General features: G+C 68.9%; 12 protein-coding genes. 6 read left to right on the forward strand and 6 right to left on the reverse strand.

The window, feature by feature from the left end; genetic code table 11:
• From ACWD4J_RS42730 to ACWD4J_RS42740, 3 genes are all read left to right on the forward strand, one after another.
• On the forward strand, positions 1-208 hold a 208-nt coding region (locus tag ACWD4J_RS42730; RefSeq protein ID WP_451400956.1), incomplete at its 5' end, for a hypothetical protein.
• A 909-nt stretch (positions 209-1,117) separates the two neighbouring features.
• Entirely contained in the window at positions 1,118-1,786 is a 669-nt protein-coding gene (locus tag ACWD4J_RS42735) for a hypothetical protein (protein WP_451400957.1), read from the forward strand.
• Positions 1,783-4,443: a Helicase associated domain protein gene (locus ACWD4J_RS42740; protein ID WP_451400958.1), complete on the forward strand. Its 2,661-nt coding sequence runs from the start codon at positions 1,783-1,785 to the stop codon at positions 4,441-4,443. The genes ACWD4J_RS42735 and ACWD4J_RS42740 overlap by 4 nt, the downstream gene beginning before the upstream one ends.
• Positions 4,444-4,588: 145 nt before the next feature.
• Here ACWD4J_RS42740 and ACWD4J_RS42745 read toward each other — a convergent pair whose 3' ends face one another.
• Positions 4,589-5,515: a hypothetical protein gene (locus tag ACWD4J_RS42745; RefSeq protein WP_451400959.1), complete on the reverse strand. Its 927-nt coding sequence runs from the start codon at positions 5,513-5,515 to the stop codon at positions 4,589-4,591.
• Positions 5,427-6,518, reverse strand: coding sequence for an AAA family ATPase (locus ACWD4J_RS42750; RefSeq protein ID WP_451400960.1), 1,092 nt, complete (start codon positions 6,516-6,518; stop codon positions 5,427-5,429). The genes ACWD4J_RS42745 and ACWD4J_RS42750 overlap by 89 nt, the downstream gene beginning before the upstream one ends.
• Before the next feature lie 127 nt (positions 6,519-6,645).
• Between ACWD4J_RS42750 and ACWD4J_RS42755 the strand changes: the two genes are divergently transcribed.
• Both ACWD4J_RS42755 and ACWD4J_RS42760 read left to right on the forward strand, forming a co-directional pair.
• Complete coding sequence (locus ACWD4J_RS42755; protein WP_451400961.1) at positions 6,646-6,846, forward strand: hypothetical protein; 201 nt, start codon at positions 6,646-6,648, stop codon at positions 6,844-6,846.
• A 369-nt stretch (positions 6,847-7,215) separates the two neighbouring features.
• On the forward strand, positions 7,216-8,052 hold the full coding sequence (locus ACWD4J_RS42760; protein WP_451400962.1) for an endonuclease domain-containing protein: 837 nt from the start codon (positions 7,216-7,218) through the stop codon (positions 8,050-8,052).
• 27 nt (positions 8,053-8,079) lie between these two features.
• On the opposite strand, the gene tpg (ACWD4J_RS42765) is transcribed toward ACWD4J_RS42760, so the two are convergent.
• A complete protein-coding gene (tpg, locus tag ACWD4J_RS42765; RefSeq protein WP_451400963.1) occupies positions 8,080-8,637 on the reverse strand; it encodes a telomere-protecting terminal protein Tpg in 558 nt (185 codons plus the stop codon).
• A 10-nt stretch (positions 8,638-8,647) separates the two neighbouring features.
• Entirely contained in the window at positions 8,648-10,861 is a 2,214-nt protein-coding gene (gene tap, locus ACWD4J_RS42770; protein ID WP_451400964.1) for a telomere-associated protein Tap, read from the reverse strand.
• Positions 10,862-11,143: 282 nt separating this feature from the next.
• Here tap and tpg (ACWD4J_RS42775) point away from each other — a divergent pair, with 282 nt between their 5' ends.
• On the forward strand, positions 11,144-11,698 hold the full coding sequence (gene tpg / locus ACWD4J_RS42775; RefSeq protein ID WP_451400965.1) for a telomere-protecting terminal protein Tpg: 555 nt from the start codon (positions 11,144-11,146) through the stop codon (positions 11,696-11,698).
• A 20-nt stretch (positions 11,699-11,718) separates the two neighbouring features.
• Here the strand turns inward: tpg (ACWD4J_RS42775) and ACWD4J_RS42780 are convergent, their stop codons facing one another.
• Entirely contained in the window at positions 11,719-12,558 is an 840-nt protein-coding gene (locus ACWD4J_RS42780) for a hypothetical protein (RefSeq protein WP_451400966.1), read from the reverse strand.
• Positions 12,555-12,818: a hypothetical protein gene (locus ACWD4J_RS42785; RefSeq protein WP_451400967.1), complete on the reverse strand. Its 264-nt coding sequence runs from the start codon at positions 12,816-12,818 to the stop codon at positions 12,555-12,557. The genes ACWD4J_RS42780 and ACWD4J_RS42785 overlap by 4 nt, the downstream gene beginning before the upstream one ends.
• Positions 12,819-13,052 lie beyond the last annotated feature (234 nt).

Consider the following 13,052-nt stretch of genomic DNA (forward strand, 5'->3'; position numbering starts at 1 on the left):
GCTGGTTGCCGCCGCTGAGCTGGCCGACGCGGGCCTCCGGGTTGGCGGGGCGGATACCACATCGCTGCGCGATGTGCAAGCGGCGCGGTTCGCTTCGCTCACCGCGCCCGGCTTCGCCGGGCCAACTCCCTCCGCTTCGCTCCGGGAGTTGAGGGAGAGCCGACCGCTTCGCGTCCGGCGGGCCGCGCTGCGCGCTGCCCTGGGTTGACGGTATGCCAGGTGCAACTAACCGGTTTCTCAATAAGGGAGTTGGGGAGTGCTTCGGACTCCTGGGCGGGTTCGCTGCGCTCCCCCGCCTGACGGTCCTTCCGGCTGCGCCTCCAGAACCTTGGGGCCCGCTGACGCGGGCGAGGCTGGCTACGGGGGTGAGGGTCGCTCGTTCGTGTCGGAATCTAGTGTGGCGCTGCATCAGATTGATGCAGCATGTACCATTGGCAGAAACATAGAGCATCCCACAACCACCCGGGGCGGGGCCGTGAAGGAGGGTACGACTTGAATTCATTGAGCGTCAAAATGCGCATCAAGGTGCGGGAGGAAATCCAGCATGGGGTTACCGGATTGGCGGCGGAACAGATCCACGAGCGACTGGTGGCTGCGGGTGGCCTGGAAAGCCGCGAGGACCAGCCAAGGCCGCTCAGCACGGAGAAGCGGCTGGCTCCTGTTCGGCGGAACGAGCTGCGGCGCATCTGGAACTTGATGGACAGCACGGCGTGGGACACCTGCTCCGCGGAGAACGACGCGCAGGCGAACCGCTGGCGCCAAGCGCTGCGGGACCGTCAGGAAGGTGCGAGCGGTGGGGCGGTGGAGTCTGACCCCGGGCTGATCCCCTATCGGATCGTGGCGCAGCGGACTGACTCGGCGCACCCCGGGGCCTCGGTGGTGACGAACTACACCTACGCGCGGTCCGTTGAGGAGGCCGTGGCAAAGGTGCGCCGGGCGAAGGAGAAGCCGGGGGGCCTGTACGGGGACCAGGGCCTGTACCGCGTCGTGGAGGCCGTCGAGGAAAGCCCGCAGAGCGAGGCACGTCAACTACAGGGCGCCCGCGGGCGGTTCCTCACTGCAGTCATGGACGCCGCTGTCCGCGCTGGACGACCAGTCGGCATCTGCGCGCCCGGAGTTGGTCGGCGCCCTGTCCGAGTTCTTCTTCGACACCGTTTTCACTCGCGCCATCGTCTCCCCCGACAGCAGAGACGACGACAACGCTCAGATGTACGCCAGGGACGGGGAGGTCCTGTCTCGCCTGCTCCTGGCTCACCTCGCCGACCACGGCCTGGACCTGGTGGAGGCGAGCGCCCGCACCGGCGAACTGCGCGCCCTGCCCGATCTGCACGCGGGTGTCGGCCGGCCTTCCGTTCGTGGCGAGGAGAGCGAGGCGCCGGCGGAGCTCATCGAGCGCGTCCTCGCCGTGTGCGAGCAGCACTATGCCGTCGTGACCGGCACCAGCTCCGAGCAGTGGGACCAGGAGTCCGCCCGGGAGCTCGTGGACATCGCCCTGCGGACCGTGCACCTGGCGGAGCCGGAGACCTACCCGCAGGCACTGGACGCGTACCTGCACGAGCACCGGGCGCGGCTGGAGCGGCTGTGGCGCCGCTACGGGCCCGGCGGCATGTTCGCGGGCGAGCTCATGCTGATCGACCTGCCCGGCTGCTTCGCGCTGTACGAGAGGATCGAGACGACCCCGCTCTGGCTCGAAGGGATCTGGGCGAAGCACGGCCAGCAGGAAACCGCGCTCGAAAAGCTTCACGACAGCTGGCTGTACGACACGGGTGAAAAGGAAGGGCGATGAGCAGGATTCCGCTCAAGAAACACCAGATCGACCAGAAGTCGAGTTTCCGTAAGTGGGTCGGATTCCCTGCAAGGTCATCTGTGCCCCCTCAGGGTGCCCGTGGCACGATCGTGTCAGCGACCGGGTCCGGCAAAACGATCATGGCTGCTGCGGGCGCGCTGGAGTGCTTCCCTGAGGGCCGGATCCTCGTGACCGTGCCGACTCTGGACCTGCTCGTGCAGACCGCCCAGGCGTGGCGGGCGGTGGGTCACCGCTCCCCCATGGTCGCGGTGTGCTCGCTGGACAACGACCCCGTGCTGACCGAGCTGGGCGTGCGCACCACCACCAACCCGATCCAGCTCGCCCTGTGGGCCGCCCACGGGCCGGTCATCGTGTTCGCCACGTACGCCTCCCTGGTGGACCGCGAGGACTTCGACGACCCGATGGGCCAGGGACGCGTTCGCGGGCCGCTGGAGGCCGCTCTGGCGGGCGGAGAGCGCCTGTACGGCCAGCGCATGGACGGTTTTTCGCTCGCCATCATCGACGAAGCCCATGGTACGGCGGGGGATCTTGGCAGGCCGTGGGCGGCGATCCACGACAACACCCGGATCCCGGCGGACTTCCGGCTGTACCTGACCGCGACCCCGCGCATCCTCGCCGCGCCCCGGCCGCAGAAGGGCGCGGACGGCCAGGAGCTGGAGATCGCGAGCATGACCGACGCTCCGGACGGGACGTACGGGTCGTGGCTGGCCGAACTGGGGCTCTCGGAGGCGATCGAGCGGGAGATCCTCGCCCCGTTCGAGATCGACGTGCTGGAGATCCGCGACCCCTCCCCCGTGCTCGGGCTGTCGGAGGAGGCACTGCGGGGCCGGCGCCTGGCCCTGCTGCAGACCGCCCTGCTGGAGCACGCGGCGGCGTACAACCTGCGGACCACCATGACTTTCCATCAAAAGGTGGAGGAGGCACAGGCGTTCGCGGAGGCGGTGCCGAAGACCGCTGCCGAGCTGTATGCCACCGAGACCGATGACGAGACCATGGTCAAGGCGGAAAAGGAACTGCCCGCGTCGTCGATCGACGCGGAGTTCTACGGTCTGGAGGCCGGCCGCCACGTCCCGCCGGACCGGGTGTGGTCGGCATGGCTGTGCGGCGACCACCTGGTGACCGAACGGCGGGAAGCGCTGCGGCAGTTCGCCGACGGCATCGACGCCAACAACCGGCGCGTACACCGCGCGTTCCTCGCGAGCGTCCGCGTACTCGGGGAAGGCGTCGACATCACCGGCGACCGCGGTGTCGAGGCCATCTGCTTCGCCGACACCCGCGGTTCCCAGGTGGAGATCGTGCAGAACATCGGCCGCGCGCTCCGCCTGAACCGGGACGGCTCCACCAAGGTGGCCAGGATCATCGTGCCGATTTTCCTGGAGCCGGGCGAGGACCCGACCGACATGGTGGCCAGCGCGAGCTTCAAGCCGCTCGTGGCCGTACTCCAGGGCCTGCGTAGCCACGATGAGCGCCTGGTCGAGCAGCTCGCCTCCCGCGCCCTCACCCGCGGCAAGCACGCCCACAAGGTCCACGTGCAGCGCGACGAAGAGGGCCGGATCGTCGGCGCGAACGGCGGCGACGGCCAGGACCAGGAACACGACGACACCCAGGCCGCCACCGAATCAGCCCTGCTCCACTTCTCCACTCCCCGGGACGCTGTCACCATCGCCGCGTTCCTGCGCACCCGCGTCTACCGGCCTGACTCCCTGGTGTGGCTGGAGGGCTACCAGGCCCTCATCCGGTGGCGAGCCGAGAACGAGATCACCGGCCTGTACGCCGTCCCGTACGACACCGAGACGACGGTGGGCGTCACGAAAGACTTTCCCCTGGGGAGATGGGTGCACCAGCAGAGGAAGGCGCTACGGGCCGGGGAGCTGGAGGAACGGCGCAAGGAGATGCTGGACGCCCCGGAGGCCGGGATGGTGTGGGAGCCGGGCGAGGAGGCGTGGGAAAGCAAGCTCGCCGCGCTCCGGTCCTACCGCCACACCACGGGGCACCTCGCCCCGCGTCAGGACGCGGTCTGGGGCGAAGGCGAGGCGATGATGCCCATCGGGCAGCACATGGCCAACCTCCGCCGCAAGGGCGGCCTCGGGAAGGACGTCGGCCGAGCCCGGGAGCGCGCGCAGCAACTGACGGCCATCGACCCGGACTGGGACTGCCCCTGGCCACTGGACTGGCAGCGCCACTACCGCGTCCTCGCCGACCTGGTCGACGCCGACGGCAGCCTGCCAGCCATCCAGCCGGGCGTGCTGTTCGAGGGCGATGACCTGGGCAAGTGGCTGGCACGACAGCGGGAGGCGACCATCTGGGCGCAGCTGTCCGAGGAGCAGCAGCGGCGGCTGTCCGCGCTGGGCGCGACGCCCGCTGAGCGGCCCGCACCGGTCCCGGCGGCCAAGACTGCAGGGAAGGCATCAGCGGCCTTCCAGCGCGGCCTGGCGGCACTCGCCCAGTGGGTGGCGCGAGAGGGCGCGGACCGGCCGGTGCCAAGGGGGCACAGTGAGCAGATCACGGTCGACGGCGAGACGGAGCCCGTGCTCGTGAAGCTGGGTGTGTGGGTCTCCAACACCAAATCGAGGCGGGACAAGCTCGCCCAGGACCAACTGGACGCACTAAGAGAGCTGGGCATGGAGTGGGCGTGACGCTCCCGGCGGAGGGCCGTTGAACCGGTCGGACATTCCAGTGCGCAGAGAGACCCCGGGTCGCAGATGCCCAGGGTCTCATGCTGCCAAGCAGGCTCAGGCCGTGAGCTTCTTGAAGACCGTCTCGAAGCGGTCGAGGGTCTCGTCATCGACCTGCTCGAAGAAGGCGTCCTTGTCGCGGGTGAGTTGGTGTGCGGGCCCGACGTGGTCGAAGTCCCGGGGCTTGTGCTGCTTCTCCCGGGCGATCCCGATGCGCTTGAGGATCGGGAGGGGCTGGTCGGTGGTGATCAGATCTGCCTCGTTGATGGTGACCTCGGTAGCCCTGTTGTGGAGCCAGAGGTAGTCCTTGGTGGAGAACAGGTCCTCGATGTCGGCCGTCTCGGGGAGCCCTTCGAGTTGGCCGATGACGGTGATGTGGGTGGCGTCGACGTTGGCGGCCTGAGCAGCGCTGAGGACCTTGGCGGTCACCTTGGTGGTCTCGGCTCCGTCGATGAGCGCGCGGACGGACAGTCGGCGTCCCATGACAGCGACGAAGGCCGGCATTGTTGCCGATGCCGCCGGCCGGGATGATCGCCAGCCGGGGATCGAGGCCGGTGCGGCCCTGGCTGATCAGGTAGTCGGACACGCGCATGAGGAAGATGAAGTCGCTGCTGCCTTCCACCGCCAGGAGTGGGCCGGATCCGAGGAACAGATGCTGCGACACGGAGTATCCGAGCGCCGCCTCCACCGGCAGGATCGTCTTGGGGTCTGCGGACAGGCTGACCGAGGTAATAACGACGCCCAGACTCGGGTCTTCGCGGGTCGCCTGGTCGTGGATGGCGCGCATGGTCTCGTACCGCGTGGGGTCGATCATGTGCTGGGAGTGGGTGGTGTAGAGGACTTGCTGCTTGGGTCCGAGCTCCCCGTAGACGTACCGGAGGAAGTCGCCCTGGGCCTCGCCGTGCAGGCTGGTGCCCGGTTCGTCGAGCAGGACCACGACTCGCTCATCGGTGTCGCGGTAGGCGCTGAACGCGGCGAGGAAGGAGAAGAACCACTGGAAGCCGGTGGAGCGGGTGGAGAAGTTGGTCTCCACGCCACCGTGCCGGTCGTCGCGCAGCTCGATCTTGAGAAGCCGGTGATGGTTCTGCGGCTGGCCGTTGGGGTCCAGGGGCATGGCGATCAGGTCGGTGTCGAAGACGACGGTGAGGGCGTCGTTCTGCCTTCCAGTACTCGAAGACCTGGTCGCTCAGGTCCAGGCTGGCGGCCTGGAGTTCGGCCTTGCGGCTGTCGTAATCCTCGTCCAGGAAGTCCTCCGGCCCCTCGCCGGCAAGGCGGAGCAGGGACATCATGGTCTCGTCTCCGCGCTTCCACTGCCGGGCCTTCGCGCGTTCAGCGAGCGCGTGGAGGTCGCACTCGCCGGGGAGCAGTTCGTAGCTGGAGAAGTAGAAGAACCGGGGGAGCAGCTCGATCAGCTGCTCGCGCTGCTCGCCGTCGAGGTTCTCTTCGACGTACTGCTTGTGCCGGTCCAGCTCGGCCGGGACCTTCTCGATCGCCTTGACCCGGGCCGTCTTCTTGCCAGCGCCCACGTCCCTCGCCCGGGCCTTCGCCCCGGCACTCACCGCCTCGATGCTCGTGTGGTCTCCGGCTATGGCCTCACGGTCGTCGGTGTTGTCGACGCCGGCTTCTTCGAAGACATGGCTCAGGACGTCCTCAAGGGTGCAGTACACCTCGGCTTGGAGGCTGCCGTCGTACAAGCGTGACGCCTTGACATAGGTACCCACCGGCGGGCGTACGCCGACCACTTCCTCAAGTGCGTCGATGTCCGCGTCTTCCAGCGCGAACGTGGCCGTCACGGGAGCGACCTTGTCGAGGTTCTTGGAGCGCCGGTCCCTGGACAGGTGCCGTCGCGGATAGTCGGTGGTGACATGGAAGTCGTCCGCGTTGTTGGCCGGGTTCAGCCGATGCAGAGCCTTGAGGATCGTCGTCTTGCCCGACTTGTTCTTGCCGATCAGGCACGTGGCCTGAGGGTCGACCGCCATGGTCTGCTTGTTCGTGATGTTGCGGAACGCCTCTATCTCCACTGACGTCACCAGCATGGCACTCCCCTCCAAGGGCCACGTTGCCCTTGTCTGTTCCGCGCAGCGTGCAACCTGTGCCAGACGGGACGGGTGCGACCGCGTGTTATGGCTTGATCCGCCAGTATGAATCCCGACACTGACAGCGGTGTCCCGTTTTCTATCGGCGGACGTGCCAGCAGGCGCGGGGTCTGCCACGCCCGGTGCTCCCACCGCGCTCCTGGTCCGAGCCGATGAGCTGCGGCAGGTAGAGGGAGAGCAGCGCATCCCGTACACGCAGATGCTGCCCTACGTGGGGCTGGCCGACGGGACGGTCGTCCACGCCGACCGCAGCGTGCCGTTGGCCTGACCGATGACGGTGGGGTGGGGCGGTCCTGCCAGGGCGGCGAGCCAGGTGCTCGCTGAGCGCTTCAGTTGGCGGGTTGAGCGCTCCAGGCGCCCGGCCGTCGCGTCCGGGAGTCCGAAGCTGGGAACCCTCGGGCCTCAACCTCGGCGTGGTATGTCCCGTGGGGACTTCATGTCTGGTTAGTAGTCTTTGGTTTGCTCTCGGCCGTGATCTTGTGCTCTGATCCTCGCCATGCCAAAACTGTGCACCTCCGGCGACGGAAAGCCCGCGACGCGGATGGGCGGCATGAGGTGCCAAGCCTGCTACCGCTACTACCGGAAGCACGGAACCTTTGAGAGGACCGGCCCCCGGCCCCCGATCAGCATCGAGGTAGTGCTTCAGAACGTAGAGCGCACGGAGTCGGGATGCCTGGTCTGGAAGGGGATGACGGACAAAGACGGCCGCCCGCTGTACTACGACGGTGACCGCTACGCGGCAGGCGAGAACCCGCTCGTCTACGTTCAGCGCTGGGTGTTCGAGCACTACTCCGGCACGCCGCTCACGTCGGGACAGACAGTCACACGCAACTGCGAGAACACGTTGCTGTGCGTCCATCACGAGCACGCCACCTTGTGGCGGAACCTGGGAAGCGGAGCCTTTGTGAACGGTAGAGGTGATCGGGCTGCCGACAATGCCACTCCAGCCAAAAGGTGCGCAAACGGGCATGAGTTCGACAACGACAACATCCCCTACGTGAACCCGAAGACAGGAGCCCGGAGCTGTCGGCGCTGCACACGCGACTCGAGATTGCGTTCACGCGGGATCGACCCGGAGGCGGTGCCATACGAGCCCTATCGCAGGGGCGATACGCAGTGCCGATCAGGCCACGAGTACGCCGTGTTCGGCTTCAAGAACCGCGGCGAGGGCCGCATATGCAACGAATGCGTCCGGATCAAGAGCGCGAAGGGCAACCTGAAGAAGGGCTATGGCCTGACGTTCGGGGACATCGCCCAGATGCTCAAGGACCAGGACAACGCCTGCGCCACATGTCTGACCCCCTTCACCAAGGTCGATCCCGACAACTTCCGGATGGGCGATGCCAACGTCGATCACTGCCATGCCCGCGGGCACAACCGTGGGCTGCTCTGCATGGACTGCAACATCGCGCTTGGCAAGGTCAAGGACAACACAGACACGCTCAGCAGGATGATCGACTATCTGAAGGCGTAAGAGGCCTGATCAACGGCTGTTCGGGATCTACAGGTCGAACTCCAGGTGCTCGATGTCGGTGAAGCGGACTTCCTCCAGTTGGCCGGCGCGGCGGCCGTTGTCCTGGAAGTACACCTCCTTGAGCGCTTCGGCGGCGATCTGCTGGAGCTGCTGGTCGTTGGCGCCCTGCTCCTGGGCGTCGAAGAGGCGTGCGGCGTAGCGGGGCGGCAGGGCGACCGTCAGGTGCCGGAGGCGGTCCTCGTCCGTCGTGCCGATCGGCGCGGTGTAGCCGATCCGGGCGCGGGTGTCGATGACGATGCCGCCGGTTGTCGCCGCCTTCCGTCGCGCCTGGGCGCGGATCTGCGGCTGCCACCGCTTCTTCACCTCGGCCTCCAGGCGGGCGGCGAGTTCGGGGCGGGGCTTTTTGATCTGGTCCTTCACGTACCGTTCAACGGTACGCTGGGAGATGCGCAGCATCTGGGCGACCGCCCTGGTGCCTTTGAGCTGCTTGACCAGGTAGCGCATCTGCGCACCCGCGCTCTTGGGCGCCGGTCGGGTGAACGCCTTGTGCACCGCGGCGTCCAGGCCGTTACCGAACAGGCTCATCGCGCTCTACCTACTCCCCGGTGTCCTGGTCGGTGACGGTGCCGTCCTTGATGTACCGGGCGAGGTTGAGTTCCGGGGCGTTGAACTGCTCGCGAACGCCCTCGCCCCACAGCACGCTCTGGGTCCCCTCCCACTTCACCAGGCCCGGGTTCACGCCGACCTTGAAGCCGCCCGGCAGTGGCTTGCCGTCCCGGTAGGGCAGGAAGTCCAGCGGCGAGGGCCCGTCGGAAGCGTAGACGGCGCAGTCCGAGAGGACCGCGACCGGGTACTGGCCGGTGAAGGCGGCGTGCTTGACGATCTTTCGGTGCATGTTGATCCGGGTCCGGGAGATGACAGCGGCGCGGATGTCCGGGCGCCAGGTGGGCCGGGCAAGGGCCCGCCACGGCTGCCCGGGCTTCCAGTCCTCGCCGCGCGGGCGCTCGCGCAGCTTGCCGATGCCGCCCTTCACGGTCGCCTTGATCGCGGACACCACGATCGCCAGCTGAGGGTCACGCCGCCTGTAGCCCTCCATCGCCGCGAGGAAGTCGGCCGGCGGCATGTCCGCGTGTATGCCGAGGTCAGCCATCGTGGCGAGGTAGGCATCGCGCAGTCGGTTGTACCAGCCGTCCAGGTAACGCCCGTTGTCGTGGCGGACGTATGCCTCGATCGGTCGCACGTCGTAGCCGAGTTCCACCGCGTACGCCACGGTCGGCGTCGCGTACCAGGCCGGACCCGTCGGGCGCTCTCCCTTCGGCGTGAACGGGCTGGGCAGCAAGCTGCTGTCCAGGTCCGCCCACTTGTCCTTGGCGACCTTCACCCTCGACAGGTCGACGTGGGACAGGTCGACCAGCCACGAGCCGGGCAGCTTCGCGTCGAACACCGGCGCCTTCACATGCGTCGGCGCACCGAGCCCGACGATCAGCCCGTTGGCGCCGGCGGCGAAGGCCATGTTCACGTCGATGCCCACCAGGTGGGGGCGAAGGCATTCGGCGTCGGTGAGCGGGCGCGCCCAGTCGTAGGCTTCCTCCACCAGGACCTCGGCCGGGGTGCGTTGGTGGAAGCGCGGGAGGTCGGCGAGCAGCGGGTGTCCGTCGGGGGCCTCGCACGGCGCCGGGTCGACCGGGTCCTTGCCCAGCGAGCCGGGGTTGTGCTCAGAGTGCCGCTTGCCCGTCGCATCCGGTTCGGATGCGCGGGTCGGCGGGTGCAGGGCGGTCATCAGCTCCAGGCCGGTCACGGCGGTCGATCCGCGCGGCGTCATCACCCGGGCCGCATACGTGCCCAACAGCCGGGCCAGATCCGCCGGCGGCAGCTGCCCCGTGTCGGCCCAGTGCCGGGTGTCGAGCGCGTCCCACGACGGAATGCACAACTGCACGCACGCCCGCTCCGAGCCCTGCGCGGGGCGGTAGATCCTCGCCCACGGCCCGAACCCGCGCTTGGTCAACTGCCAGTTGGCGCGCGTCAGCTGCTTGATGACCTTGTGGCCCTCCGGGATCCGGCCGGCCAGGCGCTCCTCCTTGGTGAGCGTGATGGGCAGGCCGTAGTGCTTGCACGCGGCCTCGGTCAGCACGATCAGCGGGTCGCCGTCCTTGCCCGGCCCGGACAGCTTCGGCTGACCGAGCCGCCCCTCGCTCAGCGTCCACTCCGCCAAGGCCGGAATGGACTTCGCCGGTACGTCCAGGACCAGGCCGCCGACGCAGTACGTCAGCACCTGGCCGTCGGCGACGTCGACGACCGCAAGCGGACCGTTCTCGAACCTCGCATCGGTCCCGCCTGCCGGGGTGCTGGCGGGGGCGGCCTTCTTCACGGCCGGACCGCGCGACGTCGGCCTGGTCGTGGTCGCCGGACGCGGTACCGCGGCAGGGCCGACGGAGCGGCGTGCAGTGATCCTGCGAGCAGGCTCGGAGTCAGCGTGGGCTTGGGCCGGTTCAGCTACCGATGACGCAGGAGCGGCCGCAACGACAGGCGTTCCGGGGGCCGCCGTGTCCACAGGGGGCACCAGAGCGTTGGCGGGGTAGAGCTGGGCAAGCTGCTTCAGCATGCGGGCGTATGCGTCGCGCTCCGGCGGCCGCGGCTCGGTCTTGCCGGCCTCCCAGCCGCTGACCGTCGCGCGCCGCACCTGCAGTGCGGCGGCTACCTCGTCCAGCGTCAGACCGTGCGCCTGGCGCAGCCGCTTGCGCTCCGCCGGGGGCGGCAACGGGGAGCGAGACGCGATGAGCGCGTCGACCGCGTCGAACAGCTCGGACATGCAGCACCTCCTGTCCCGCAACCCTAGCGTGAAGCGCACGTTTCACGTACCAAACGCGTACGGATTCCGTAAACGGCGGTTGGTGGCACGGTTGCCCTGGAAGGGCGGCGCCTTCGGGCTTCGGTTGCTGCGAGCTCTTCAGCCGTCTTTAGCCGAGGGTTTGCGGTGGCGTCTTGGCTTTGCCTGAACTGGCCGGAGGGAGCGGCATGGCGTGAGAGATCTGGGGGAGCAGACGGCCGCCGTGCACCAGCCATCGCGGTGGCAGAACGCTCGGGGGCGGGCATGGGTGAGATCGTCAGGGGGCTCGAGCGAGCGTTGCTGACCCGTCCCGTGCCCACGAGTGATGCCGCTGTACGTTTCCTGCTCAAGACGCAGAAGGGCTCCACAAAGAACGTAGCTGTCCTCCTGGGGATCTCCCAGCGCACGGTACAGAGGTGGGTCACCACCCGGCCGGGAATGCGCCGCCGCCCCAGTGCTGTGCATGCGGGGCTGATCGATGAGGCCGTCAGGGCACGATGGCAGCCTCTGGTACGCGCCCGCCAGCGAGCCCGGGCCGAGGCCGACGGCTTTGTCTTCCACACCAGGGCGCGGTTCGGATTCGCCGCTCCGGCAGGATCGTCGGACGATCCGCGAGTACGGCTGATCACCCAGTATCTGTCGGGAGAAGTGGCCCGCGAGCTGTTCGCCGCCCGGGACGCCGGCGGGGGCGAGCAGCAGCAGATGGTGATCCTCGCCCGTGCTTTGGGGCATGCCTACTTCCGGGACGGAGGCCTGCGTGCCCACGGTCTCGGGATCGCCTTCACCGATGTGGAGTTCGCCGAGTTCTCCATCGGCTGACCGTGCACCAGGGTTCGGGCTCACCGCGAGGGCGGGGTCTGGTGCCGTGTCAGCATCGCGTCGTAGTGCTGTGCCTCCTTGCGTTCGCGCCAGTCCCACTGGATACGGCCGGTGCGCTGGTCGGCGGGCGGCTGGGGCGGGCGGAGCCTAGCGCCCTCGGCCACGCGCAGCAGGTGGGTGCGGTCGTGGGGGCCGGCCAGCAGATGCTGGTCCTGGCCGGGCGCGAGCCGAGCAAAGCACACGGCGGCCTTCAGGAAGACGCGCGCCCACGGCGGCACCCGGTAGGTGGCGCAGCCGTCGGTGTAGCGGGCGCGGTCGTGCAGGGCCAGGGTGGCTGCGGCGGCGTCGTAGTCGCCGGGGCAGGCGGTGGCGAGCTGCTGGAAGGAAGCGCCGGTGAAGAGCGCGGCGGCGACGGCGGCGGCCAGGCGGGGATGGGCGGTCGCGGCGGCCAGGCGCCGGGCGGCTTCCCGGGCTGTCCGCCGGGTGAGAGGTGCGGGTGGCGGGCGGTGCCGGAAGACGATCGGCGGCGGTGCGCACGGGGCGGTACAGGGGATGGGGCTGTCGTAGGAGACCAGGCGCTCCAGTGCGGGCAGAGTGAGCCACCGATCTGTCGGCTGGGCGGGCTCGTCCGCAGGCTGGGGTACGGGAGCGGTCGTGCCGTAGTAGTGGCGGCGGGCGGCCTGGAAGTCGGCGGTGATGGCGTAGTCGGCCGTCTGCAGGGCCTGGTGCAGGGCGGCGGGCAGGTGGGGGCGGTGGCAGACCAGGATCAGGTGGATACCCGTGAGGGCGCGCAACTGCAGGAGGCTCATCGTGCGGCGGGCGGTGAGGCGGTGGGCGCGCAGGACGGTCAGCCGGTTCACGGCAGGGCGGTCATCCAGGCGGCAGCGGCTTCCCAGGCGGGCTGACGGCCGGCGGGGAAACGCCCCGGGAGCAGGGGCGGTTTGCCCAGGGCGGCGAGAAGGTCGTGGGCAAGGCCGGTTTCACCGGTGGTGCCCGGGCCGGGGTGCAGGGTGATCCGGCCGGACGGCGGATGGTGGGCGGCCAGGGCGCTGTGCGTGTGGATCGCGTCGTCGCCCGGGTCGATGACCACGGCGACCGGCGGTGGCGCGGCGGACGGCATCGCGGCGGGGTGGTCAGGCGAGGCGGCTGAAGGCCCAGCGCAGCAGTTCCTGGTCGACGCGGGGGCGGCCGGTGCGGGTCAGGGCGGTGCGGGTGTGGGCGGTGCGGGTGTGGGCGGTCAGCTGGGCCCAGGCGCGGAAGTTGCCGTGTGCGGCGTGGCTGTCGGCGAAGGTGATGTCATCAGGGTCGGCGTCGGCCCAGATCGGGTGAAACAGGGGAATGGCCTCGAGAACTT

It is taken from the genome of Streptomyces sp. NPDC002577, assembly GCF_053594815.1.

Coding starts and splice junctions, on each gene's coding strand:
- ACWD4J_RS42750 (WP_451400960.1), bottom strand. CDS start 6,518: ATGCTGGTGACGTCAGTGGAGATAGAGGCGTTCCGCAACATCACGAAC.
- tap (WP_451400964.1), bottom strand. CDS start 10,861: ATGTCCGAGCTGTTCGACGCGGTCGACGCGCTCATCGCGTCTCGCTCC.
- tpg (WP_451400965.1), top strand. CDS start 11,144: ATGGGTGAGATCGTCAGGGGGCTCGAGCGAGCGTTGCTGACCCGTCCC.
- tpg (WP_451400963.1), bottom strand. CDS start 8,637: ATGAGCCTGTTCGGTAACGGCCTGGACGCCGCGGTGCACAAGGCGTTC.
- ACWD4J_RS42785 (WP_451400967.1), bottom strand. CDS start 12,818: ATGCCGTCCGCCGCGCCACCGCCGGTCGCCGTGGTCATCGACCCGGGC.
- ACWD4J_RS42740 (WP_451400958.1), top strand. CDS start 1,783: ATGAGCAGGATTCCGCTCAAGAAACACCAGATCGACCAGAAGTCGAGT.